This window comes from Dactylosporangium sp. NPDC000555 (genome assembly GCF_040300025.1).
Taxonomy (GTDB): domain Bacteria; phylum Actinomycetota; class Actinomycetes; order Mycobacteriales; family Micromonosporaceae; genus Dactylosporangium.
The window spans coordinates 1-20,276 of sequence record NZ_JBEPDB010000085.1; the positions used below are offsets into that span (position 1 = coordinate 1).

Sequence of the window (20,276 nt, forward strand, 5' to 3'; positions counted from 1 at the left end):
ATCAGGCCCGACAGCACGAGGTTGGTGATCTGGATCCAGCCGAGCGAGCCGTTGGCCAGCAGACTCCAGGCGTGCCGGGAGATGTCGAAGTTCTCGCGGGTCAGGGCCTGCGCGAGGCTGACGGTGACGTAGAAGGGGCCGGCGAGCACGCCGTAGCCGAGCAGCGAGCGGGTGACGCGGTTCGCCCGGATCTCGGCGGTCGGGGCGACGGCGGCGGCGGTGATGGGGGCGAGCGTGGCGGTCACGGCTATGTCCTTTTCCTCGTGGGTGCCTTCACCTCTGCTTCGAACGGCACCGCCGCTATCCGACATCGCGGCCCAGATTTTTTTCCGCCCCCGTCGCGTGCGCCACTACCAGCGGTGCGGTTCGACCGGTACGGTCACGCCCCACGATGTAGTCTCGCCGGGACGTGACCGTGCATACACCGGATGTCGTCGACCTCGTGGCGGGGATGCGGCGCCCCGCCGAGTCCGTTAGCGTGGCCCGCTGACGCCGTCGCCGAGGATGGGGAGCTGGTAGGTGCTCGGCCAGAGGTCCGGATATGCCAGGCTGGCCGCGTTCGTCGCGATCCTGTTCGGGATCGTGGCCTGCGCGGGAGACGAATCTCGCTGGGTATCACAGCCCGGAGTCGGGGTCGAACAACAGGCGAGCGCCGTGCCATCGGCCGTGCCGTCGTGGTCGCCCTCGCCCTCGCTGTCGGTGTCGCCGAGCCCGACCGCCTCGCCGACCCCCGCCGCCCCGTCGTCGGCGACGCCCGCCGCGCCCACGGTGACCTCGCAGGCGCCCGAGGGCGGGTTCAACGTCCGCCCGCCGGGCGACGGCCGCGGCCCGGCCGACACGATCATCCGCACCGCGGGCGCCGACGTCGCGCTGACCTTCGACGACGGACCCGACCCGATCAACACCCCGGCGATCCTGCAGGTGCTGCGCGAGAACGGGGTCAAGGCCACGTTCTGCATGGTCGGCTTCCGGGTCCGCGACCGGCCCGACCTGGTGCGCCAGATCTACGCCGACGGGCACACGCTGTGCAACCACTCGTGGCAGCACCTGACGGACCTCGCCAAGCGTGACCCGGCGTATATCGACTGGGACCTGCGGCACACCAACGACATGATCCACGCCGCGGTCGGCGCCGACGCCCCGATCAAGTACTTCCGCGCACCGGGCGGGAACTTCACCCCGTCGCTGGTGGCCAAGGCGTCCGAGCTCGGCATGGCGTCCATCTACTGGGACGTCGACCCGAGGGACTGGGACCACAAGCCGGACAACGGGCACCAGGCCCACATCAACCGGGTCATCGCCCAGGTGAAGTCCCAGATCCGCCAGGGCTCCATCGTCCTGTCGCACGACAACGGCCAGCCCGACACGATCGTCGCCTATCGGCAGCTGATCCCCTGGATGAAGCGGTACTTCGCGCTGGAGGGCCTGCCGACCTGACCGCCAGGGCCGCGCGGTTCAGGCCAGCCGCGCGGCTCAGGCCAGCCGGGCTTCGAGGGCGGCGCGGTCGGGCAGGAACCAGGCGTCGCGGCCGCGGTTGGACTCGCGGATCAGGTCGCGCAGCGCGTCGCTCGCCGCCACGTGCGCGGAGACGTCGCCGATCACGGCCAGGCGCAGGCGGTAGTTGACCAGCTTCTGCAGGATCTCGCCGGCCACCCCGGAGCGCAGCACGAAGAAGTCGCCGGCGAGCCGGCCGACCGGCACGACGAGCAGTTCCACGCCGTGGGAGAGCGCCGCGCCGACGAGGTCGCCGGCGCCGAGCTCCGCGCCGTAGCGCTGGCCCTCGTCGTCCAGCACGAGCGCGTCGACCCCGTTGATCTTCTCGACCCGATCCATGGGACGCCAGGTTACCGCGTCAGTCGGTGCAGGAGCACGTCGTTCATCGCACCGCCGGCGTCGCAGACCTCGGCGGGCAGACCCGCACCGGTCCCTCGACGGCAGTCACCCGCCCAGCGTAGACAGGCGGTAGAGTCCTGATCATGCGATGGTTGCGCGGCTGGCCGGTGTACCGGCAGCTGACCGGGCCGGATTCGACCGGCCGCGGTGCGGCGGTGCGCTCGCCGCGCACGGACGCGATCACCGCCCGCACCACGCAGGCCGACTCGGTCGCCAGGTCGGTGTGCCCCTACTGCGCCGTCGGCTGCGGCCAGCGGGTCTTCGTCAAGGACGGCAAGGTCACCCAGATCGAGGGCGACCCCGACAGCCCGATCTCCCGCGGCCGGCTGTGCCCGAAGGGATCGGCCAGCAAGAGCCTCGTCACCAGCCCGCTGCGGGCCACCCGGGTGAAGTACCGGCGGCCCTACGCGACCGAGTGGGAGGAGCTCGACCTCGCCACGGCGCTGGAGATGATCGCCGACCGCGTGGTCACAGCCCGGGAGCAGACCTGGCAGGACGCCGACGAGCAGGGCCGGCCGGTCAACCGGACGCTGGGCATCGCCAGCCTCGGCGGGGCCACGCTGGACAACGAGGAAAACTATCTCATCAAGAAGCTGTTCACCGCGATCGGCGCGCTGCAGATCGAGAACCAGGCGCGCATTTGACACTCCGCCACCGTCCCCGGTCTGGGGACCAGCTTCGGTCGCGGCGGCGCCACGGGCTTCCAGCAGGACCTGGCCAACGCTGACTGCATCGTGATCCAGGGCTCGAACATGGCCGAGGCCCACCCGGTCGGCTTCCAATGGGTGATGGAGGCCAAGGCCCGCGGGGCGACGGTCATCCACGTCGACCCCAGGTTCACGCGCACCAGCGCCGTCGCGGACATGTTCGTGCCGATCCGGGCCGGGTCGGACATCGCGTTCCTCGGCGGTGTGGTCAACCACATCCTGAGCAACGAGCTGGACTTCCGGGAGTACGTCGTCGCGTACACCAACGCGGCCACGATCGTGAACGAGGACTTCCGCGACACCGAGGACCTCGAGGGGCTGTTCTCCGGCTTCGACCCGCAGACCCAGGCGTACGACCCGTCGTCGTGGCGCTACCAAGGCCATGCCCGAGAGGAGCACGCGCGGGAGGACGGCCAAGCCGACCGTGAGACCGCCGCGGCGATGCAGCACGAGTCGCACGGCCCGCCGATCCCGTCCGCCGCCGAGCGGGACGAGACGCTGCGGCACCCGCGGTGCGTGTACCAGATCCTGAAGCGGCACTTCTCGCGATACACCCCGGAGGTGGTGGAGCAGGTGTGCGGCGTGCCGCCGGAGCAGTTCGCCCGGGTCTGCGAGGCCTGGACGCGCAACTCCGGCCGGGAGCGCACCACCGCGCTGATCTACTCCGTGGGCTGGACACAGCACTCCGTCGGGGTGCAGTACATCCGCACCGGCGCCATCATCCAGCTTCTGCTGGGCAACATGGGCCGTCCCGGCGGCGGGATCATGGCGCTGCGCGGGCACGCCAGCATCCAGGGCTCCACCGACATCCCGACGCTGTTCAACCTGCTGCCCGGGTATCTGCCGATGCCGAGCGCCGGCCGGCACGACACGCTCGACGCGTGGGTCGACGCGATCCGCCACCCCGGGCAGAAGGGCTTCTGGGGCCACGCCCGCACCTTCGCGGTCAGCCTGCTCAAGGCGTACTTCGGCGACGCCGCCACCGCGGAGAACGACTACTGCTACGGGCACCTGCCCCGGCTCACCGGCGACCACGGCACCTACCAGACCGTGCTGAACATGCTCGACGGCAGGGTGCAGGGATACTTCCTGCTCGGTCAGAACCCGGCCGTCGGCTCCGCGCACGGGCGCGCCCAGCGGCTGGCCATGGCGCAGCTGGACTGGCTCGTGGTGCGCGACCTCTACGAGATCGAGAGCGCCACCTTCTGGCGTGACGCCCCCGAGGTCGAGACCGGCGAGATCGTGCCGCAGGAGTGCAAGACCGAGGTGTTCCTGCTGCCCGCCGCCTCCCACGTGGAGAAGGAGGGCACGTTCACCCAGACCCAGCGGCTGCTGCAGTGGCGGGAGAAGGCCGTCGACCCGCCCGGCGACTGCCGCTCGGAGCTGTGGTTCTTCTACCACCTCGGCCGCCTCCTCAAGGCCCGGCTGGCCGGCTCCACGCTGCGGCGCGACCGGCCCGTGCACGACCTGGCCTGGGACTACCCCACGCACGGCCCGCACGACGAGCCCTCGGCGGAGGCGGTCCTGCGGGAGATCAACGGCTTCGACGTGGCCACCGGCGCGCCGTTGTCGGGCTTCGACGAGCTGCGCGACGACGGCTCCACGGCCTGCGGCTGCTGGATCTACTCAGGGGTGTACGCCGGCGGGGTCAACCAGGCGGCCCGGCGCACGCCCGCGTCCGAGGCCGACCCGATCGCGCTGGAGTGGGGCTGGGCGTGGCCGATGAACCGGCGCATGCTGTACAACCGTGCCTCCGCCGACCCGGCGGGCCGCCCGTGGAGCGCGCGCAAGGCCTACGTCTTCTGGGACTCCGACCGGGGCGAGTGGACCGGGCCGGACGTGCCCGACTTCGAGCGGACCAAGCCGCCCACGTACCGGCCGGAGCCGGGCACGGCCGGGTCGGCGGGCATCGCCGGGGACGACCCGTTCGTGATGCAGGGCGACGGCAAGGGCTGGCTGTTCGCGCCCCGCGGGCTCGTCGACGGGCCGCTGCCGGCGCACTACGAGCCGGCCGAGTCGCCGGTGGCGAACCCGCTGTACCGGCAGCAGACCAACCCGACCCGCAAGCGCTACCAGCGCTCGGAGAACCCGATCAACCCCTCGCAGAGTGCGGTGTTCCCGTTCGTGTTCACCATCAGCCGGCTCACCGAGCACCACACCGCCGGCGGGATGAGCCGGACGCTTGAGTACCTCTCGGAGCTGCAGCCGGAGATGTTCGTCGAGGTCTCGCCGGCGCTGGCGGCCGAGCGCGGGCTGACGCACCTGGGCTGGGCGCACGTGGTCACCAGCCGCTCGGCGATCGAGGCACGGGTCATGGTCACCCCGCGGATGCGGCCGCTGCGTATCGACGGGCGGCCGGTGCACCAGATCTGGCTGCCGTACCACTGGGGCAGCTCCGGCCTGACCACCGGCGACTCGGCGAACGACCTCGTCGGCATCGAGCTGGACCCCAACGTGTCGATCCAGGAGGGCAAGGTGGGCACCTGCGACGTGCGAGCCGGCCGGCGCCCGCGGGGCGCGGCGCTGCGCGCCCTCGTCGAGGACTACAACCGGAGGGCGGGCCTGTGACGGTAGAACAGCCGCCGCGGCGGATGGGCTTCTTCACCGACACGAGCGTGTGCATCGGCTGCAAGGCGTGCGAGGTCGCGTGCAAGGAGTGGAACGCCGTGCCCGCCGACGGGCTCGACCTGCTCGGCATGTCCTTCGACAACACCGGCCAGCTCGACGCCAACTCCTGGCGGCACGTCGCTTTCATCGAGCAGACGCTCCCGTCGAGCGCGGACCCGGACGATCCGCACGCTCCCGGCGACATGCGGTGGCTGATGATGTCGGACGTGTGCAAGCACTGCACACACGCCGCCTGCCTCGACGTGTGCCCGACCGGCTCGCTGATGCGCACCGAGTTCGACACCGTGATCGTCCAGGCCGACATCTGCAACGGCTGCGGCTACTGCGTGTCCGCCTGCCCGTACGGCGTGATCGCCCGGCGGGAGGGCGACGGGCGCGTCTGGAAGTGCACGCTGTGCTACGACCGCATCGGCGACGGGCTGCAGCCGGCCTGCGCCACGGCGTGCCCGACCCAGTCGATCCAGTACGGCCCCCTCGACGAGCTGCGTGAGCGGGCGCAGGTCCGGCTGGAGCAGCTGGATCGGCCGGAGGCGCGGCTCTACGGCCACGACCCGGACGACGGGGTCGGCGGGCAGGGCGCGTTCTTCCTGCTGCTCGACGAGCCCGAGGTGTACGGCCTGCCGCCCGCCCCGGTCGCCAGCACCCGTGACCTGCCGCAGATGTGGAAGCGCGCCGGCCTGGCCGCGCTGACGATGGCCGCGGCCGTCGCGGTGTCGTTCCTCGGAAGGAAGCCATGAACCGCCCAGCACGCGAGCACGGTGGTGAGGACGTCCAGGTGCCCCGCGCCGAGTTCCGCTCGTACTACGGCCGGCCCATCCTCAAGGCGCCGGTGTGGAAGCACGACGTTCCGGCGTACCTCTTCACCGGCGGGCTGGCCGCGGGCAGCGCCCTGCTCGCCGCCGGCGCCGACCTGACCGGCCGGCCGAACACCCGGCGGGCCGCTCGGCTGGCCGCCCTCGGCGCGCTCGGCGCGAGCACCTACTTCCTCATCAACGACCTCGGCCGGCCGGAGCGCTTCCACCACATGCTGCGGGTGGCCAAGCCGACCTCGCCGATGTCGGTGGGTACCTGGCTGCTGAGCGCCTTCGGCGGGGCCGCGAGCCTGGCCGCCACCACCGAGGCGCGGCACCGCGGCTGGACGGCGCGCGCCGGGCGGGCCGCGGGCCTCGGCGCGGCGGCGCTGGCGCCCGGGCTCGCCACCTACACGGCGGTGCTCGTCGCCGACACGGCGGCGCCGTCATGGCACGCGGCCCGGGCCGACCTGCCGTTCGCATTCGCGGGCAGCGCCCTGGCCAGCGGGGCGGCCGTCGGGCTCATCGCGGCGCCGGTGCGCGAGGGCGGACCGGCCCGCACGCTCGCGGTCGCCGGGGTGGCGCTCGAGGTCGCCGCGACCCACCGGATCGAGACCGGGCTGGGGCTGCTGGGGGAGCCGTACCGCACGGGGAAGGCGGGGCGGTTGCTCCGCGCGGCGCGGGCGCTGAACCTCGCCGGGGCGGCCGGCGCGGTGCTGGGGCGGCGCAGCCGGGTCCTGTCGGCGCTGTCCGGGGCGGCGCTGCTGGCGGGGTCGCTCGCCACCCGGTTCGGGGTGTTCGAGGCCGGCGTCGCCTCGACGAAGGATCCGAAGTACGTGGTGGAGCCGCAGCGGGGCTGACGCCCCGCCGCGGCGGGCCAGCATCAGCCCTTGGTGACCACCGAGCCGACGATCTTGTCGGCGATCGTCTGCCGCTTCTGGTCCCACAGCGGGAACAGCCAGCCGACGTAGCAGATGAAGCTGTCGACGACGTGGCAGATGTCGCGCAGGAAGGCGCCGCCGAAGCCGAGCGGCTGGCCGGTCTGCTCCTTGATCAGCCGCAGGCCGAGCGCCTTCTTGCCGAGGCTGGCGCCCTGGCCGCCGAGCACCCACCGGTTGTAGACCGAGTATGCGATGGCGAGCAGCAGGAAGACGAAGTACAGCGCGTTCGGGCCGTCCGAGGAGAAGCCGCCGCCGACCGCGGCGCCGATGCCGCCGAGGGCCGCGGCGGGCAGGACGTCGATCAGGTTACTGCCGACACGCTGGATCCAGTTTGCGTAGTTCATTGGGGGTACTGCTCCTCTAGCGGGTTGGGGGATACGAACGGCTCAGACGAATCCGAACCGGTGGAGCTGGAAACACCAGCTCGCCGTGGCGGCGACGAGCGCGGCCACCTCGACCCTGCGGCGGGTCCGGGCCGACCAGGGCGCCGGTAGGGCGACCAGGCCGAGATGCCGCAGGACGACCAACGGGACCGTCACGGCCGTCAGGATCGCGAGACCCAGGGCCGCCGGGTTGTCGCCGAGCGAGGCCAGGATGCGGCCGTGCATCAGATCCACGGCCGCGGCGGTGAGCCCGCATCCGGGGCACGGGATGCCGGTCGCCCAGCGCAGCGGGCACGGCAGACCGAGGCCCGTGCCCGCGGTGACCGCCGGCCAGACCGCCGCCGCACTCGCGACGGCGACACCGAACCCGCCCAGGCGCTCCGGTATCGAGTACTGCCTGCGCACCTGCGACCCCGGTAGCTCGACGTAGTGAGTGACGATCTTAGTTGTCGATCGGCATCACTACGGATCGGCCGAATGCATGATCCGCGGGATCGTCCTCCCAGCTAGCGAACCCGCAGTGTCGAACCGGTGAACGGGACGAGCTCGCCGATGACCGGATGGCCGGGCAGCTCGCCCGCCACGAGCAGGCCGCCGGAGGTCTGCGCGTCGGCGAGCAGCAGCAGCTCGTCCTCCGGCGTGGCGCCGGCGTCGAGGTGCGGGCGGACCCAGTCGAGGTTGCGCCGGGTGCCGCCGCTGACGAAGCCGTCGGCGAGGGCGCGGCGGGCGCCGTCGAGGTAGGGCACGGCGGCCGCCTCGACGACCGCGGTGACCCCGCTGGCCCGCGCGAGCTTGTGCAGGTGCCCGAGCAGTCCGAAGCCGGTCACGTCGGTGGCGCACTCGGCGCCGGCCGCCAGCGCCGCCTCCGAGGCCGCTCGGTTGAGCGTGGTCATCGCCTCGACCGCGTGCGGGAACGGCTCCCCGGTGGCCTTGTGCCGGCTGTTAAGCACGCCGATGCCGAGCGGCTTGGTCAGCGTCAGCGGCAGGCCGGGGCGGCCGCGGTCGTTGCGCAGCAGGCGGTCCGGGTCGGCGATGCCGGTGACCGCCATGCCGTACTTCGGCTCCGGGTCGTCGACGGAGTGCCCGCCCGCCACGTGACAGCCGGCCTCGCGGGCGATGTCCAGGCCGCCCCGCAGTACCGCCGCGGCCAGCGTCATCGGCAGCACCTCGCGCGGCCAGGCGAGCAGGTTCACGGCGACCACCGGCCGGCCGCCCATCGCGTAGACGTCGGACAGCGCGTTGGCCGCCGCGATGCGCCCCCAGTCGTAGGCGTCGTCGACGACCGGCGTGAAGAAGTCGGCGGTGGCGACCACCGCGGTGCCGCCGGACAGCGACACGACCGCCGCGTCGTCGCCGTCGTCGAGCCCGACGATCAGCTCACCCGGCCCCTGTGGCGCGCCGTCGCCGAGCAGGCCGGCGACCACCGCCTCCAGCTCGCCGGGCGGGATCTTGCAGGCACAGCCGCCGCCGTGCGCGTAACCGGTGAGCCGGATCGTCTGCGTCATGTGCTCAATGTAGGGCAGTCGTGGTTCGTAACTGGGTGTCGCCGGCCGGATGCTCGCCAGTAGGCTGCCGTCCGTGATGGGGGGCACTGCGCAGAACCCGCGCCAGGCACACGGGTTCGTCGATGTGGACGGCCAGGACCGACCGGACGAATGGGTCAGGGTTCTTGACGTACTGGATGCCGAGCCGTTCTACGCCTCTTACAAGGCACGGCTGCGGGAACTTCTGGCGCCGGCCGCGCCTGGCCGCTGTCTGGATGTGGGCGCGGGCACCGGCGCCAACGCGGTTCGGCTGGCCGATGAGCACGGGATCGAGATGGTGGTCGTCGACCACGCGCACACGATGGCGCGTGCCGCCCGGTCCCGCGGCCTGACCCGGGCGGCCGTCGCCGACGCGGCTCGGCTGCCGTTCGCCGACGCGATGTTCGCCGGCGCCATGGCCGATCGGGTCCTGCAGCATCTCGCCGACCCCTGGGCGGCCGTTGCCGAGATGGTCCGTGTCACCGCGCCCGGCGGGCGGATCGTGCTCGCCGATCCCGACTATGACACGCAGGTCCTCGACATCGACGACCAGGACGTTGCCCGTGCCGTGCTGCGGTTCCGGGCCGACCACGCGCTGCGCAACGGCACCCTCGCCCACCGTCATGCCGGCATGCTCGCGACGCTCGGGCTGACCGATGTCGTCGCCGAGACCCGCACGCTGGTGGTACGCGACCCCAGCGCCGTCGACAACGTGATGGGCCTGCGTACGTGGGCGGCCACCGCGGCGAAACGAGGTCTGCTCGAACCCGCGCGGGCGGCGGAGTTCGAGGCGGAGGTCGACCGGGCGATCCGCGCCGGCCGCTTCCTCTACGCCGTCACGTTCTTCATCACCAGCGCGGTCGTGTGAGCCGAGCTAACCCTCCCCGGCCGTGGCGGCGGCGACCTCCGGCGTCGCGCGGCCGGCCGGGCGGCGGCCCGTGACGAGCAGCAGCGCGAGGCCGCCGAGGCACAGCAGGGTGCCCGCCGCGTAGGCGTAGCGGTAGCCGAAGTCCGCGGCCAGGCCCAGCAGCGGCCCGGCCAGGATCGCCGCGATCGGGAACGCGTTGCTGGCCAGCGTCGCCGCGCGGCCGGGCTCGCCGGGCAGCAGCTCCTGGACGTAGGAGATGCCCAGGCCCTGCACGGCGGCGATGAAGCCCGCGTTCAGCAGCTGCAGCGCCGCGACCTGCCAGCTGTGCGTGGCGAGCGTGACGAGGGCGTAGTACAGCACGCCGATCGCGCTGCCGATGATGATCAGCCGGCGCAGCGGGAACCGGGTCGACAACGCGCCGAAGCCCAGCATCAGCGGGATCTCCAGGGCCGCGCACAGGCCCAGCACGAGGCCGGCGTCGCGGACCTGGGCGTGCAGGACGTGGCCGAGGAACAGCGACATCGCCTGGACGCCGAGCACCCCCGCGGCCTGCATGAGCGCGAACGCGGTGACCACCAGCAGCGCCGACACCCCGGCCTTGCCGGCCGGCGGCCGCTCGACGTGCGCCGGCGGCGAGACCTCCTCGAGGCGCAGCAGCACGACCACGGCGGCGGCGACGTACATGGCGGCCGCGGTGAGGTACAGCGCCCGGAAACCCCCGGCCTGCACCAGGAACGCGGCCACGGGCGGCCCGGCCACCCAGGCGACCGAGAACACCATCCGCAGCGTGCTCATCGCCATCGCGGCCCGGGTCGAGCCGCGCTGCTGCAGCACCTCGCGGGCGTAGGCGAAGGCCTGCGGGAACAGCGCGCCGCTGATCGCGGTCACCGAGATGGTCAGCGCGAACAGCACCCAGTACTCGCGCACGAACGCGGTCGCGATCGAGCCCGCGCAGCCGGCGAGGGCGGCGGACAGCAGCAGCCGGCGCCGGATCGGGCGGCGGTCGGACAGCCGCCCGAGCAGCGTCGACGACGCCACCATGGCCAGCGGCCCGGCGACGAGGAACGCGCCGACCCGGGCCGGCCCGGCGTGCACCTCGGAGCTCAGGAACAGCGCGACGAACGGCCCGACGAGCGCGGTCGACAGCCCGACGAAGAAGAACATGACGCCGAGCGGCAGCAGCGCGCGCCCGACCCGCCCGGCGGCGCCGGCCGGCGCCTCGACGCTAATGCCCGAAACCACGGGCCGCACCTTACGCGACTCCGGGGAGGCGCCCTGCCGATAATGGGTCGGAAGTCTCGTACGTCACTGCGTGCCCCGCTCAGGGTCGCCAGCCGGTCACCGCCGCCCAGTCCTCGGCCGCGGCGACGACGAGGTCCACGACCGGGTCCTTGACGTCGGTGTAGGCGCCCAGGTCGTCGAGGTGCCCGGCGAGGGTGGTCTTGAACGCGGCGTACGCGGCCGCCGCGGCCGGGTGCGCGCGCAGCCAGTCGCGGAACAGCAGGGCCAGGCGCTCGTTGGGCGAGCCGGCCAGGCGCACGTGGAGGTTGACCGGCTCCGGGGCGTCGCGGGTGTAAAAGCGCTTGCGCCACCGGTCCGGGGCGTCGGTCCGGCCCGCGGGAACGTGGTCGTGCTCGTACGGGCCGCGGGCGAAGCCGGCCGCGGCGAGCGGTGCGTCCAGGGCGGGGGTGAGCGCGGCGACACTCATTTGCAGGTCGTACACCGGCTTGGCGGCCAGGCCCGGGATCGCGGTGCTGCCGATGTGCTCCACGCGCAGCGACAACGGCGCCGCGGCGGCGTGGACCCCGGCGGCCAGCTCCAGGCCGCGCGCCCGCCAGCCCGCGGCGGAGGGGTCGATGCGGATCGGCACGGGTGGACCGTACCGGATCCGGGGCTTTCCGGGTTTATGACGCGGACTCGCGGCGGGCCCGGGCGCGCCGCTTGCCCTCGTGCATGGCCTGGACGCGAGGAACGGGGATGGTGTGGCCTTCGGCGATGAGGTCGGCGGGCACGTCCTGCGGTGCCGGCATCCGCGTGGCCCACGGGTCGGCGGCGCCGAGCAGGCCGGGCACGGTGTGGATGGTGAAGTCGCGCGGGGAGACGCCGTCGAGGTCGGCCCAGTCCAGCGGGTACGACACCGGGCAGCCCGGCCGCAGCCGCGGGCTGTAGGCGCACACGACCGTCGCGCCGCCGGTCCGGGTGGGGTCGAGGAACACCTTGCCGTGCCGGTCCTCGCGGATGAACGCGGTGGTGGCGAGGCCGGGGTCGAGCCGCTCCGCGCGCGCCGCGATCGCCCGGGTGGCCGCGGCCACGTCCTCCATCGGCGTGGGCCGGATCGGCACGAAGACGTGCAGGCCCTTCGCGCCGCTGGTCTTCACCGCGCCGGTGAGGCCGGCCTCCCGCAGCGTCTCGCGGACCAGCCGGGCCGCCCGCACCACGATCCCGAAGTCCGTTGTGGCCGGTGGGCCCTCCGGCGGGTCGAGGTCCATGACCAGGTGCGTGGTGTGCGCCCAGTCGTCGGCGCGCACGAGCGTCGGGTGGTACTCCACGGCCCGCTGGTTGGCGAACCACAGCAGCGCGCGCCGGTCGTCGCACAGGGCGTAGGCGACGTCCCGCTTCGACGTCTCGGCCCACATGTGGACCGTCCGCACCCATTCCGGGGTGTACTTCGGGACGTTCTTCTGCATGAACGACTCCTGGCCGCGCATGATGCGCACCACCGACAGCGGCCGGTCGGCCAGCACCGGGATGATCCGGTCGTGCACGGCGTCGAGGTAGTCGACGAGGTCGCGCTTGCTGGCACCGGCCCCCTCGAAGAGCGGCTGGTCCAGGTTGGTCAGCGCGACCCCGTCGCGCTCCTCCGCGGTGCCCACCGTCACACCGTATCGGTTGGCCGCTATTCCAGCAGGTCCATGTTGATCGCGGTGGCCGCCTTCAGCCCCGCGCCGGCCGCCACGATGACCTGCGCCATGGGGTCGGCGACGTTGCCGGCCACCCACACGCCCTCCACGGCGGTCTTGCCCATGGGATCGGCGGGCACGTAGGTGGCGATCACCTCGCCCTGCGTCTCGAGGTCGGCGGTCTCGAGCCCGAGCCCGTCGAGGAACCCGGCCCGCGCCGCCATCCTGGTCTGCACGGCGACCGCCTCCCGCGCCACGACGGTGCCGTCCCGCAGGTGTACGCCCATGTCGTCGACGCCCACGACCTCGCCCTCGACCACCCGCACCTTGGGCGAGATGTCCGGCATTTCGCGATTGTTCGTGAAGAGCACGACGTCGTCGGTCCACTGCGTCCACAGCAGCGCCTGATGCGCGGCGAGAACGCCGGTGGCGATGACGCCGATGGGCCGGTCGCGGACCTCCCAGCCGTGGCAGTACGGGCAGTGCAGCACGCGCCGCCCCCAGCCCTCGGCCACCCCCGGGATGTCCGGCAGCTCGTCGGTGAGCCCGGTGGTGACCAGCAGCCGCCGTGCGGTGCGGCTCGTGCCGTCGGCGAGCTCCACCCGGAACCCGTCGCCCTCGCGCCGCGCGTTCGTGACGACGCCGTCGGCGAACTCCGCGCCGTACCCGCGCGCCTCGGCCCGCCCGATCTCCAGCAGCTGACCCGGCGGGGTGTTCTCCCGCCCGAGGTAGTTGTGCACTCCCTCGGCCGGCGCGTTGCGGGGCTGCCCGCCGTCGACGACCAGGACCCGGCGCCGCGCCCGGGCCAGGGTCAGCGCCCCGCTCAGCCCCGCCGCGCCGCCGCCGATGACGATCACGTCATGTTGTTCCTTCATGCCCCCACCATGCCCCCCGCCGGGGCGTTCTGGCAAAGAATCTTGCTGAAATAGCAAAATTCGGGCCGCAAGAAAAAGGCGGCGCGCGAGCATCTACGGTTCTGTTACGGTCGGGGCCATGATCACGACGCACGCCCTCTTCGCGCCGGTTGTGATGCCGGCCGCGCGTCCGCGCCTCCGGCGTCGCGCCCTGGTCTGTCAGGCCTGACGCCCGCACGTCCGCATTTCCCGCACGTCCCGCGTCCAAACGCCTGAGTGTTGCCAGGGCCCTTCCGCGTCCGCGATCCGCGCCGGACGGGGCCGCGACGGCGCCTGTCCGCACGACAGGAACCCTGGTCATGATTCGCTTTCACGCCGAACATCCGCGCGCCCGTCGCGTCTACGGGCAGAACCTTCTCGCCGATCCCGCCGCGGTCCGCCGGATCGCCGACGCCGCCGTGCCGTGCGGGTCCGACCTCGTCGTCGAGGTCGGGGCCGGGCGGGGCAGCCTCACCGCCGAGCTGCTGCGCCGGGCCGGGCGCGTCATCGCCTACGAGGTCGACCCCGGCATGGCCGGCGCGCTGCCGCGCTCGCCCGGGCTGACCGTGCGCACCGCCGACTTCCTGGCCGCCGAGGCGCCGGCCGGGCCGTTCGCCGTCGTGGGCAACATCCCGTACGCGCTCACCTCCGCCGTCGTCGCCTGGTGCCTGGCGGCGCCGCGGCTGACGTCGGCGACGCTGCTGACGCAGCTGGAGTACGCGCGCAAACGCACCGGGGACTACGGCCGCTGGTCCCGGCTGACGATCGAGACGTGGCCGCGGTTCGAGTGGCGGCTCGCCGGGCGGGTGCCGCGCGCCGCGTTCCGGCCGGTGCCGGGCGTGGACGGGGGCATCCTGCGGCTGGTACGCCGGCCGGAGCCGCTGGTGGCCCCGGATCGGCTGGGGCAGTACCGCGCCCTGGTCCGGCTCGGGTTCGGCGGCGCGGGCGGCTCGCTGCACGCCTCGCTGGCCCGCCGGTACCCGCCGCGACGGGTCGCCGGCGCGTTCCGGGCGCTGCGCCTGGACGCCGGTACCCCGGTCGGGCTCGTGTGGCCCGAGCAGTGGCTCACGCTGTTCCGCCTGCTGAGCTTCGAGCGGCGGTGAATCGGGTCGATGGACGGCTCAGGGCGTGTCGTAGCGGCCGGGCTGGACGACGATGGTGAAGCCGCCGGCCGGGACCAGGACCCGGATCCGGCCCGCCGTCGTCGTGTAGTGCTCCAGCTCCTCGCCGCCCGGGTCGTTGACGCTCACCGTGGCCGGGGCGTCGCCGGGCACCACCACGTCGGCGGCGCGGGTGCTGGTGGCCAGGCTGCGCAGCAGTGTCAGATGCGCGCCGGTCAGCGGGTGGACCAAGGCCATCGAGTGGATCTCCGATCCTTCGATGCGTACGGTCTGCTCGGCGATCCGGGCGACCGCCGCCGCGTGCGGCTCGGCGTCCAGGGCCAGCATCGCCAGCAGCCCGTGGATCGTGGACTCGGCCCCGGAGTCGTGGTGCACCACCCCGGCCCCGCCGGCGGTGTCGTCGATGTCGATGCCGTCGTAGGTGACGCCGGTCGCCGGGTCGTACATCGGGGCGCCCGCCGGGTTGTTGCCGAAGAACCACGACCCGGCGACCCCGGCCATGGTGGTGAGCGCCGGCCGTCCGGTCGCCCGGCCCGTCGCCAGCAGCGACTCGACCCGCGAGTGCGCGCCGTAGGCCAGCTGCACCCCGTCGAGCGTCAGCGCCTCCCGCGCGCCCGGCATCGCCACCCGCAGGTTGTCCGGTCCGCCGCCCACGAGCAGGTGCGGGGTGAACGACGCCGCGTCCGCCAGCGCCGCGTCGCGGGCCGACAGGTCGCCGCACACCTCGTACACGCGCGCCAGCGCCGCCGGTGCCAGCCCGGCCCAGGCGTGCCACTCGGTGCGCGAGAGCCCGGACGGCAGCACCGCCCCGAACGGCCACGTCCACGGCGTGCCGGTGCGCATCGCGGTGACCCCCTCGGCGAGCTGCTCCAGGACCTTGCGGGCATCCTCGTCGTCGCTGATCCGGGTGTACTCGCACAGCCCCAGCATCGCCTCACCGGTCAGGTCGGCACCGTCGGCGATGAGCCACGCCGGCGTGGACATGTCGTCGACGAGGCGCCACTGGCCGTACCGGCACAGCACCTGCCGCCGCACCGCCCCGGCGGCCAGCCGCAGCCGCACCCGCAGGAACGCCGCGAACGCCGGGTCGTCGCCGTGGAAGGCGGCATAGCCCTCGCCCAGGGCCCAGATCGTGCGGGCCAGCCAGGCCGACTCGCCGCTGTCGGACGGGTCGGGCGGCTCGGGCGGCTCGGCGCTCGCGTTGAGCCGCCCGTCGGGCTGCTGCCACAGGACCACGTTGCCGGCCCGCGGGTCGGTGTCGTCCTCGGGCGCGGTCTGCAGGAAGCACAACCCGCGTAGCAGCTGCCGGGCCGCCGACCGGCTGGTCGCCGCGCCGGTCGCCCGCCAGTGCCGGGTGTACACCACGGCCGCCCGGGCGATGTCGTCGGCGTTGAACGCGCCCTGGGTGTAGTCGCCGTCCGTGGCCTGCTCGCCGCCCCCGCAGGGCAGGTAGCTGCCGTCGGGCAGCCGGCTCGCGTAGGTCCACACGACCTCGACCTGCGGCTCCTCGGCGAGGCGGTAGGTGGTGTGCCCGGCGACGGCCGGCGGCGCGATGCGGACCCGCAGCGAGTCCAGGTGGGCGAGGTTCGTCAGCACGGGCGGCGCTCTACCCGGGCCGCGACCGGCAAACGCCCACCCCCGGGCGATAGCGGGGCGGCGGACCCGCGGGCGCGGGAATGCCCGCTACGGCAGGGTCAGGCGGGCGGTCGTGCCGCGGCCGGTCGAGCTCAGCGTGACCCGCCCGCCGTGCGCGGCCGCGGCCTCCTGCGCGATGTGCAGGCCCAGGCCCACGCCGGGCACGGCCTGGTGGCGGGCGTGGCGGCCGCGGAAGAAGCGCTGGAACACGTGCGGCAGCTCGTCGGCGGGGATGCCGACGCCGGTGTCGGCGACCTCGATGCTCGGCGCGGGCGTGTAGCCGGCCCGCACCGTGACCGTGCCGCCGGGCGGTGTGAACAGGATGGCGTTTCGCACCAGCTGCTGCACCGCCTGTGTGAGCCGGGCGGCGTCGGCCGAGACGACCGAGGCCTGGGTGGCCGGCTCGACGACGACCTCGACGCCGCGCGACTCGGCCGCCGGGACGCACGAGCGGACCGCGGCGGCGAGCACCATGTGCAGCTCGACCGGCGTGCGGTGCAGCGCCAGCGGGGCGTTGGCGGGACGGGTGCCGTCGAGCAGGTGGTCGACCATGCCGACGAGCCGCTGGCTGTTGCGGTGGATCGGCTCCACGAGGCGGTCGTAGCCGGCCAGGCGCTCGTCGTCGGCGAGCAGCTCGAGGTACCCCTGGATCGCCGTGACGGGCGTGCGCAGCTCGTGGGAGATGGTCGCGATCAGGTCCTCCTCACGCTGGGTGGCCCGGGCCAGCTCGTCCCCGAGCTCGGCGAGCATCAGCCGGCCGCGCATCAGCGAGAGGTGCCCGGTCGCCTGCCGCGACAGTGTCCCCAGTGCCTCGTGCTGGCGCGGGCCGAGGTCGCCGGGGCGGTCGTCGATGACGCACATCGCACCGAGGGCGAAGCCGTCGTCGTCGATCAGCGGCGCGCCGGCGTAGAAGCGGATGTGCGGGTCCGCGGTCACGTTGGCGTACGAGCGGAAGCGCCCGTCGGTGCGGGCGTCGGGCACCACGAGCGGCCGGCGGTCCGGTATGGTGTGCGCGCAGAATGAGACGTCGAGGGGCGTCTGGTCCTCGGCGATGCCGGTCTTGCCAGCGAACCACTGCCGATCGCGGTCGATGAGCGACACCGCCGACATCGGGGTTCCGAAGACCGACGCCGCCAGCCGGGTCAGGTCGTCGAGTTCGGCGGGGCGGGGCGTGTCGAGCACGCCGTAGCTGTGCAGGGCCGACAGCCTGGCTTCCTCGTCGACGTTGCGCATTCTGGGCACCCCTTCCGCTCGTTGCGACCATCCTGGAGATACCCGGGAGCCGCGCCCCGTCACGCAGCGTTGCGGCGGAGTTGCGGAGATATCCACCCTATTCGCCCTCGGAGAAACTCGGTTGTCTGAGTGAGTGCTCGCTCATTACAGTGTCGCCGTGAATGTGGACCGGCAGCAGAGCCGGCGGCGAAGGGTACCCGCGCTGGCGCCCGACGACCGGCGCTCGGCGCTCATCGCCACGACGCTGCCGCTGCTGCGCACCCACGGCGCGGCGGTGACGACCCGGCAGATCGCCGAGGCCGCCGGCGTCGCGGAGGGCACCATCTTCGGCGTCTTCCCGGACAAGGCGTCCCTGCTGTCCGCCGCGCTGTGCCGCGCCTTCGAGCCCGGCCCGGTGCTGCGGGCGCTGTCGGCGATCGATCCGCGGGCGCCGCTGCGGGAGCGGCTCGGCGACGCGGCGGCGATCCTGCTTCGCCGGGTCGAGGGTTCGGTACAGCTCATGATGCTCGCCCGGACCATGCCGTGCGCGGCCGAGGAGTCGCCGATGGCGGTGCTGACCGAGAGCCGCCGCCGGCTCACCGAGGCCGTCGCCGCGCTGGTCGAGCCCGACCGGGAGCTGCTGCGGCGCAGCCCCGACACCACCGCCCGGCTGCTGTTCGCCCTGGTCGTGAACACGGTGCGGGGCGACCTGCCCACCGAGGATCTGTTCACGCCCGACGAGATCGTCGCCGTCCTGCTCGACGGCCTGCTCAAACGTCCCGGCGACCCAAGTGACCCTGGAGAAGCCTGACCGATGCTGATCCGTCTGCTGAGAACCTACCTGCGGCCCTATCGCGGGCCGATCACCCTGGTGGTGGTGCTGCAACTGGTGCAGACGCTCGCCACCCTCTACCTTCCGACCCTCAACGCCGACATCATCGACCGCGGGGTCGTCACCGGCGACACCGGCTACATCCTGCGCATCGGCGGCTTCATGCTCGGCGTGACGCTCGTGCAGATCGTGTGCTCGGCCGCCGCGGTCTACTTCGGCGCGCGGACGGCGATGGCGCTCGGCCGCGACGTGCGGGCCGGCCTGTTCGCCCAGGTGCAGCGGCTCAGCGCCCGGGAGGTCGGCGAGTTCGGCGCCCCGTCGCTGATCACGCGCACCACCAACGACATCCAGCAGGTCCAGATGCTGGTCCTGATGACGTTCACGCTCATGGTGTCGGCGCCGATCATGTGCCTCGGCGGCATCATCCTGGCGCTCAAGCAGGACGTGCCGCTGTCCGGGCTGCTGCTCGTGGTCACGCCGGTGCTCATCGGCCTGATCGCGATCATCGTGGTGCGGATGCGGCCGCTGTTCCGGCTCATGCAGGAGCGCATCGACGTGGTCAACCGGGTCGTCCGCGAGCAGATCACCGGCATCCGGGTCATTCGCGCGTTCGTCCGTGACGAGCGGGAGCGGGTCCGCTTCGCCGAGACCAACGCCGACCTGCGCGACGTGTCGCTGGCCGTTGGCCGGCTGATGGCGCTGATGTTCCCGACCGTCATGCTCGTCGTCAACGCCTCCAGCATCCTCGTGCTGTGGTTCGGCGCGCAGCGCATCGACAGCGGCGGCATGGAGGTCGGCGCGCTGACGGCGTTCCTGAGCTACCTCATGCAGATCCTCATGGCGGTGATGATGGCGACGTTCATGTTCGTCATGATCCCGCGGGCCGAGGTGTGCGCCGAGCGCATCCAGGAGGTCCTCGGCGCAGAGTCTAGCGTCCACCCGCCGGAAGAGGCGGTCACGAGCCTCGGCGTCCACGGCGAGCTCGAGCTGCGCGACGTGTCGTTCCACTACCCGGGCGCGGAGTCGGCCGTGCTCTCCGGCGTCAACCTCGTCGCGCACCCGGGGCAGACGACGGCGATCATCGGCAGTACGGGCGCCGGAAAGACGACGCTGCTCAACCTCGTGCCGCGGCTGTTCGACGCGACCGGCGGCACCGTGCTCGTCGACGCCGTCGACGTGTGCCGGCTCGACCCCGCGCTGCTGGCGCGGACCGTGAGCATGGTGCCGCAGAAGCCGTACCTGTTCTCCGGCACCGTCGCGTCCAACCTGCGCTACGGCCGGCCCGACGCCACCGACGAGGAGCTCTGGCAGGCCCTGGAGGTCGCTCAGGCGGCCGACTTCGTCCGCGCCATGCCCGAGGGGCTCGCCTCGCCGATCGCGCAGGGCGGCACCAACGTCTCCGGCGGGCAGCGCCAGCGTCTGGCGATCGCCCGGACCCTGGTCGCCCGCCCCGAGATCTACCTGTTCGACGACTCGTTCTCCGCGCTGGACTACGCCACCGACGCGGCCCTGCGCGAGGCGCTGCGCACCGAGATCGCCGGCGCGACGGTGGTCATCGTCGCCCAGCGGGTCAGCACCATTCGCGACGCCGACCGCATCGTCGTGCTCGACGAGGGCCGCGTGGTCGGCACCGGCACCCATCAGGAACTCATGGACGACAACGAGACCTACCGCGAGATCGTCCTGTCCCAGCTCACAGAGCAGGAGGCGGCGGCGTGAGTGGTACGCAGCGCAGCGGAGTGGCCGCTCATCATGGGCGCGGATTTCACGTCGTGCCGCTGCCGGAGCGAAGCGGAGGCGGCGGTATGAGTGGTACGGAGCGCAGCGGAGTGGCCGCTCATCATGGGCGCGGATTCACGTTGTGCCGCTGCCGGAGCGAAGCGGAGGCGGCGGTATGAGTGGTACGGAGCGCAGCGGAGTGGCCGCTCATCATGGGCGCGGATTCACGT

Annotated in this window: 18 protein-coding genes and 1 pseudogene; 8 read left to right on the forward strand and 11 right to left on the reverse strand. The window is 73.0% G+C overall.

The annotated features are described in order from the left end of the window. Positions 1 to 245: DUF998 domain-containing protein (locus ABT297_RS35010; RefSeq protein WP_350556771.1), on the reverse strand; the 245-nt coding region annotated here is incomplete at its 3' end. A 274-nt stretch (positions 246 to 519) separates the two neighbouring features. Between ABT297_RS35010 and ABT297_RS35015 the strand changes: the two genes are divergently transcribed. Continuing rightward, positions 520 to 1,437 (forward strand): polysaccharide deacetylase family protein, encoded by a 918-nt coding sequence (locus ABT297_RS35015; RefSeq protein ID WP_350556772.1) that lies wholly within the window; start codon positions 520 to 522, stop codon positions 1,435 to 1,437. A gap of 36 nt (positions 1,438 to 1,473) precedes the next feature. Here ABT297_RS35015 and ABT297_RS35020 read toward each other — a convergent pair whose 3' ends face one another. After that, entirely contained in the window at positions 1,474 to 1,833 is a 360-nt protein-coding gene (locus ABT297_RS35020; RefSeq protein ID WP_350556773.1) for a DUF4180 domain-containing protein, read from the reverse strand. Positions 1,834 to 1,976: 143 nt separating this feature from the next. Here ABT297_RS35020 and fdh point away from each other — a divergent pair. The 3 genes and pseudogenes from fdh to nrfD all read left to right on the forward strand — a co-directional run. Continuing rightward, a pseudogene (gene fdh / locus ABT297_RS35025) lies at positions 1,977 to 5,165 on the forward strand (formate dehydrogenase); the annotation flags it as partial. Between the two features lie 26 nt (positions 5,166 to 5,191). Continuing rightward, on the forward strand, positions 5,192 to 5,965 hold the full coding sequence (locus ABT297_RS35030) for a 4Fe-4S dicluster domain-containing protein (RefSeq protein WP_350556800.1): 774 nt from the start codon (positions 5,192 to 5,194) through the stop codon (positions 5,963 to 5,965). Continuing rightward, positions 5,962 to 6,879: an NrfD/PsrC family molybdoenzyme membrane anchor subunit gene (nrfD, locus tag ABT297_RS35035; RefSeq protein WP_350556775.1), complete on the forward strand. Its 918-nt coding sequence runs from the start codon at positions 5,962 to 5,964 to the stop codon at positions 6,877 to 6,879. Before ABT297_RS35030 ends, nrfD begins: the two co-directional genes overlap by 4 nt. Positions 6,880 to 6,902: 23 nt before the next feature. Here the strand turns inward: nrfD and ABT297_RS35040 are convergent, their stop codons facing one another. From ABT297_RS35040 to selD, 3 genes are all read right to left on the reverse strand, one after another. Further along, complete coding sequence (locus tag ABT297_RS35040; protein ID WP_350556776.1) at positions 6,903 to 7,304, reverse strand: RDD family protein; 402 nt, start codon at positions 7,302 to 7,304, stop codon at positions 6,903 to 6,905. A 42-nt stretch (positions 7,305 to 7,346) separates the two neighbouring features. Further along, on the reverse strand, positions 7,347 to 7,748 hold the full coding sequence (locus tag ABT297_RS35045; RefSeq protein ID WP_350556777.1) for a DUF2752 domain-containing protein: 402 nt from the start codon (positions 7,746 to 7,748) through the stop codon (positions 7,347 to 7,349). 101 nt (positions 7,749 to 7,849) lie between these two features. Continuing rightward, the gene (gene selD / locus ABT297_RS35050; protein WP_502885694.1) at positions 7,850 to 8,857 is read right to left on the reverse strand and encodes a selenide, water dikinase SelD; all 1,008 of its coding nucleotides are present in this window, start codon (positions 8,855 to 8,857) and stop codon (positions 7,850 to 7,852) included. A 67-nt stretch (positions 8,858 to 8,924) separates the two neighbouring features. Here selD and ABT297_RS35055 point away from each other — a divergent pair, with 67 nt between their 5' ends. Beyond that, the gene (locus tag ABT297_RS35055; RefSeq protein WP_350556801.1) at positions 8,925 to 9,734 is read left to right on the forward strand and encodes a methyltransferase domain-containing protein; all 810 of its coding nucleotides are present in this window, start codon (positions 8,925 to 8,927) and stop codon (positions 9,732 to 9,734) included. Positions 9,735 to 9,740: 6 nt separating this feature from the next. Here ABT297_RS35055 and ABT297_RS35060 read toward each other — a convergent pair whose 3' ends face one another. From ABT297_RS35060 to ABT297_RS35075, 4 genes are all read right to left on the reverse strand, one after another. Further along, positions 9,741 to 10,976: a sugar efflux transporter gene (locus tag ABT297_RS35060; protein WP_350556779.1), complete on the reverse strand. Its 1,236-nt coding sequence runs from the start codon at positions 10,974 to 10,976 to the stop codon at positions 9,741 to 9,743. A 79-nt stretch (positions 10,977 to 11,055) separates the two neighbouring features. Next, a complete protein-coding gene (locus ABT297_RS35065; RefSeq protein WP_350556780.1) occupies positions 11,056 to 11,604 on the reverse strand; it encodes a GrpB family protein in 549 nt (182 codons plus the stop codon). Between the two features lie 34 nt (positions 11,605 to 11,638). Next, positions 11,639 to 12,607 (reverse strand): DNA polymerase domain-containing protein, encoded by a 969-nt coding sequence (locus tag ABT297_RS35070; protein WP_350556781.1) that lies wholly within the window; start codon positions 12,605 to 12,607, stop codon positions 11,639 to 11,641. A gap of 23 nt (positions 12,608 to 12,630) precedes the next feature. Further along, entirely contained in the window at positions 12,631 to 13,509 is an 879-nt protein-coding gene (locus ABT297_RS35075; RefSeq protein ID WP_350556782.1) for an NAD(P)/FAD-dependent oxidoreductase, read from the reverse strand. Between the two features lie 338 nt (positions 13,510 to 13,847). Between ABT297_RS35075 and erm the strand changes: the two genes are divergently transcribed. Continuing rightward, the gene (gene erm / locus ABT297_RS35080) at positions 13,848 to 14,630 is read left to right on the forward strand and encodes an ErmE/ErmH/ErmO/ErmR family 23S rRNA (adenine(2058)-N(6))-methyltransferase (protein ID WP_350556783.1); all 783 of its coding nucleotides are present in this window, start codon (positions 13,848 to 13,850) and stop codon (positions 14,628 to 14,630) included. An 18-nt stretch (positions 14,631 to 14,648) separates the two neighbouring features. Here erm and ABT297_RS35085 read toward each other — a convergent pair whose 3' ends face one another. Together ABT297_RS35085 and ABT297_RS35090 are read right to left on the reverse strand one after the other, a co-directional pair. Then, on the reverse strand, positions 14,649 to 16,244 hold the full coding sequence (locus tag ABT297_RS35085) for a hypothetical protein (protein ID WP_350556784.1): 1,596 nt from the start codon (positions 16,242 to 16,244) through the stop codon (positions 14,649 to 14,651). Positions 16,245 to 16,331: 87 nt separating this feature from the next. Then, entirely contained in the window at positions 16,332 to 17,516 is a 1,185-nt protein-coding gene (locus tag ABT297_RS35090; RefSeq protein ID WP_350556785.1) for a GAF domain-containing sensor histidine kinase, read from the reverse strand. 157 nt (positions 17,517 to 17,673) lie between these two features. Between ABT297_RS35090 and ABT297_RS35095 the strand changes: the two genes are divergently transcribed. Continuing rightward, entirely contained in the window at positions 17,674 to 18,306 is a 633-nt protein-coding gene (locus ABT297_RS35095; RefSeq protein ID WP_350556786.1) for a TetR/AcrR family transcriptional regulator, read from the forward strand. Between the two features lie 3 nt (positions 18,307 to 18,309). Next, positions 18,310 to 20,046 carry an ABC transporter ATP-binding protein gene (locus tag ABT297_RS35100; protein ID WP_350556787.1) on the forward strand — a complete coding sequence of 579 codons (1,737 nt, stop codon included), beginning with the start codon at positions 18,310 to 18,312 and terminating at the stop codon, positions 20,044 to 20,046. Positions 20,047 to 20,276: the final 230 nt, after the last annotated feature.

Excerpts from the sequence above, each read along its gene's own strand:
- ABT297_RS35020 (WP_350556773.1), bottom strand. The coding sequence starts at position 1,833 with ATGGATCGGGTCGAGAAGATCAACGGGGTCGACGCGCTCGTGCTGGAC.
- ABT297_RS35030 (WP_350556800.1), top strand. The coding sequence starts at position 5,192 with ATGGGCTTCTTCACCGACACGAGCGTGTGCATCGGCTGCAAGGCGTGC.
- nrfD (WP_350556775.1), top strand. The coding sequence starts at position 5,962 with ATGAACCGCCCAGCACGCGAGCACGGTGGTGAGGACGTCCAGGTGCCC.
- ABT297_RS35040 (WP_350556776.1), bottom strand. The coding sequence starts at position 7,304 with ATGAACTACGCAAACTGGATCCAGCGTGTCGGCAGTAACCTGATCGAC.
- ABT297_RS35055 (WP_350556801.1), top strand. The coding sequence starts at position 8,925 with ATGGGGGGCACTGCGCAGAACCCGCGCCAGGCACACGGGTTCGTCGAT.
- ABT297_RS35075 (WP_350556782.1), bottom strand. The coding sequence starts at position 13,509 with ATGAAGGAACAACATGACGTGATCGTCATCGGCGGCGGCGCGGCGGGG.
- erm (WP_350556783.1), top strand. The coding sequence starts at position 13,848 with ATGATTCGCTTTCACGCCGAACATCCGCGCGCCCGTCGCGTCTACGGG.
- ABT297_RS35090 (WP_350556785.1), bottom strand. The coding sequence starts at position 17,516 with ATGCGCAACGTCGACGAGGAAGCCAGGCTGTCGGCCCTGCACAGCTAC.
- ABT297_RS35100 (WP_350556787.1), top strand. The coding sequence starts at position 18,310 with ATGCTGATCCGTCTGCTGAGAACCTACCTGCGGCCCTATCGCGGGCCG.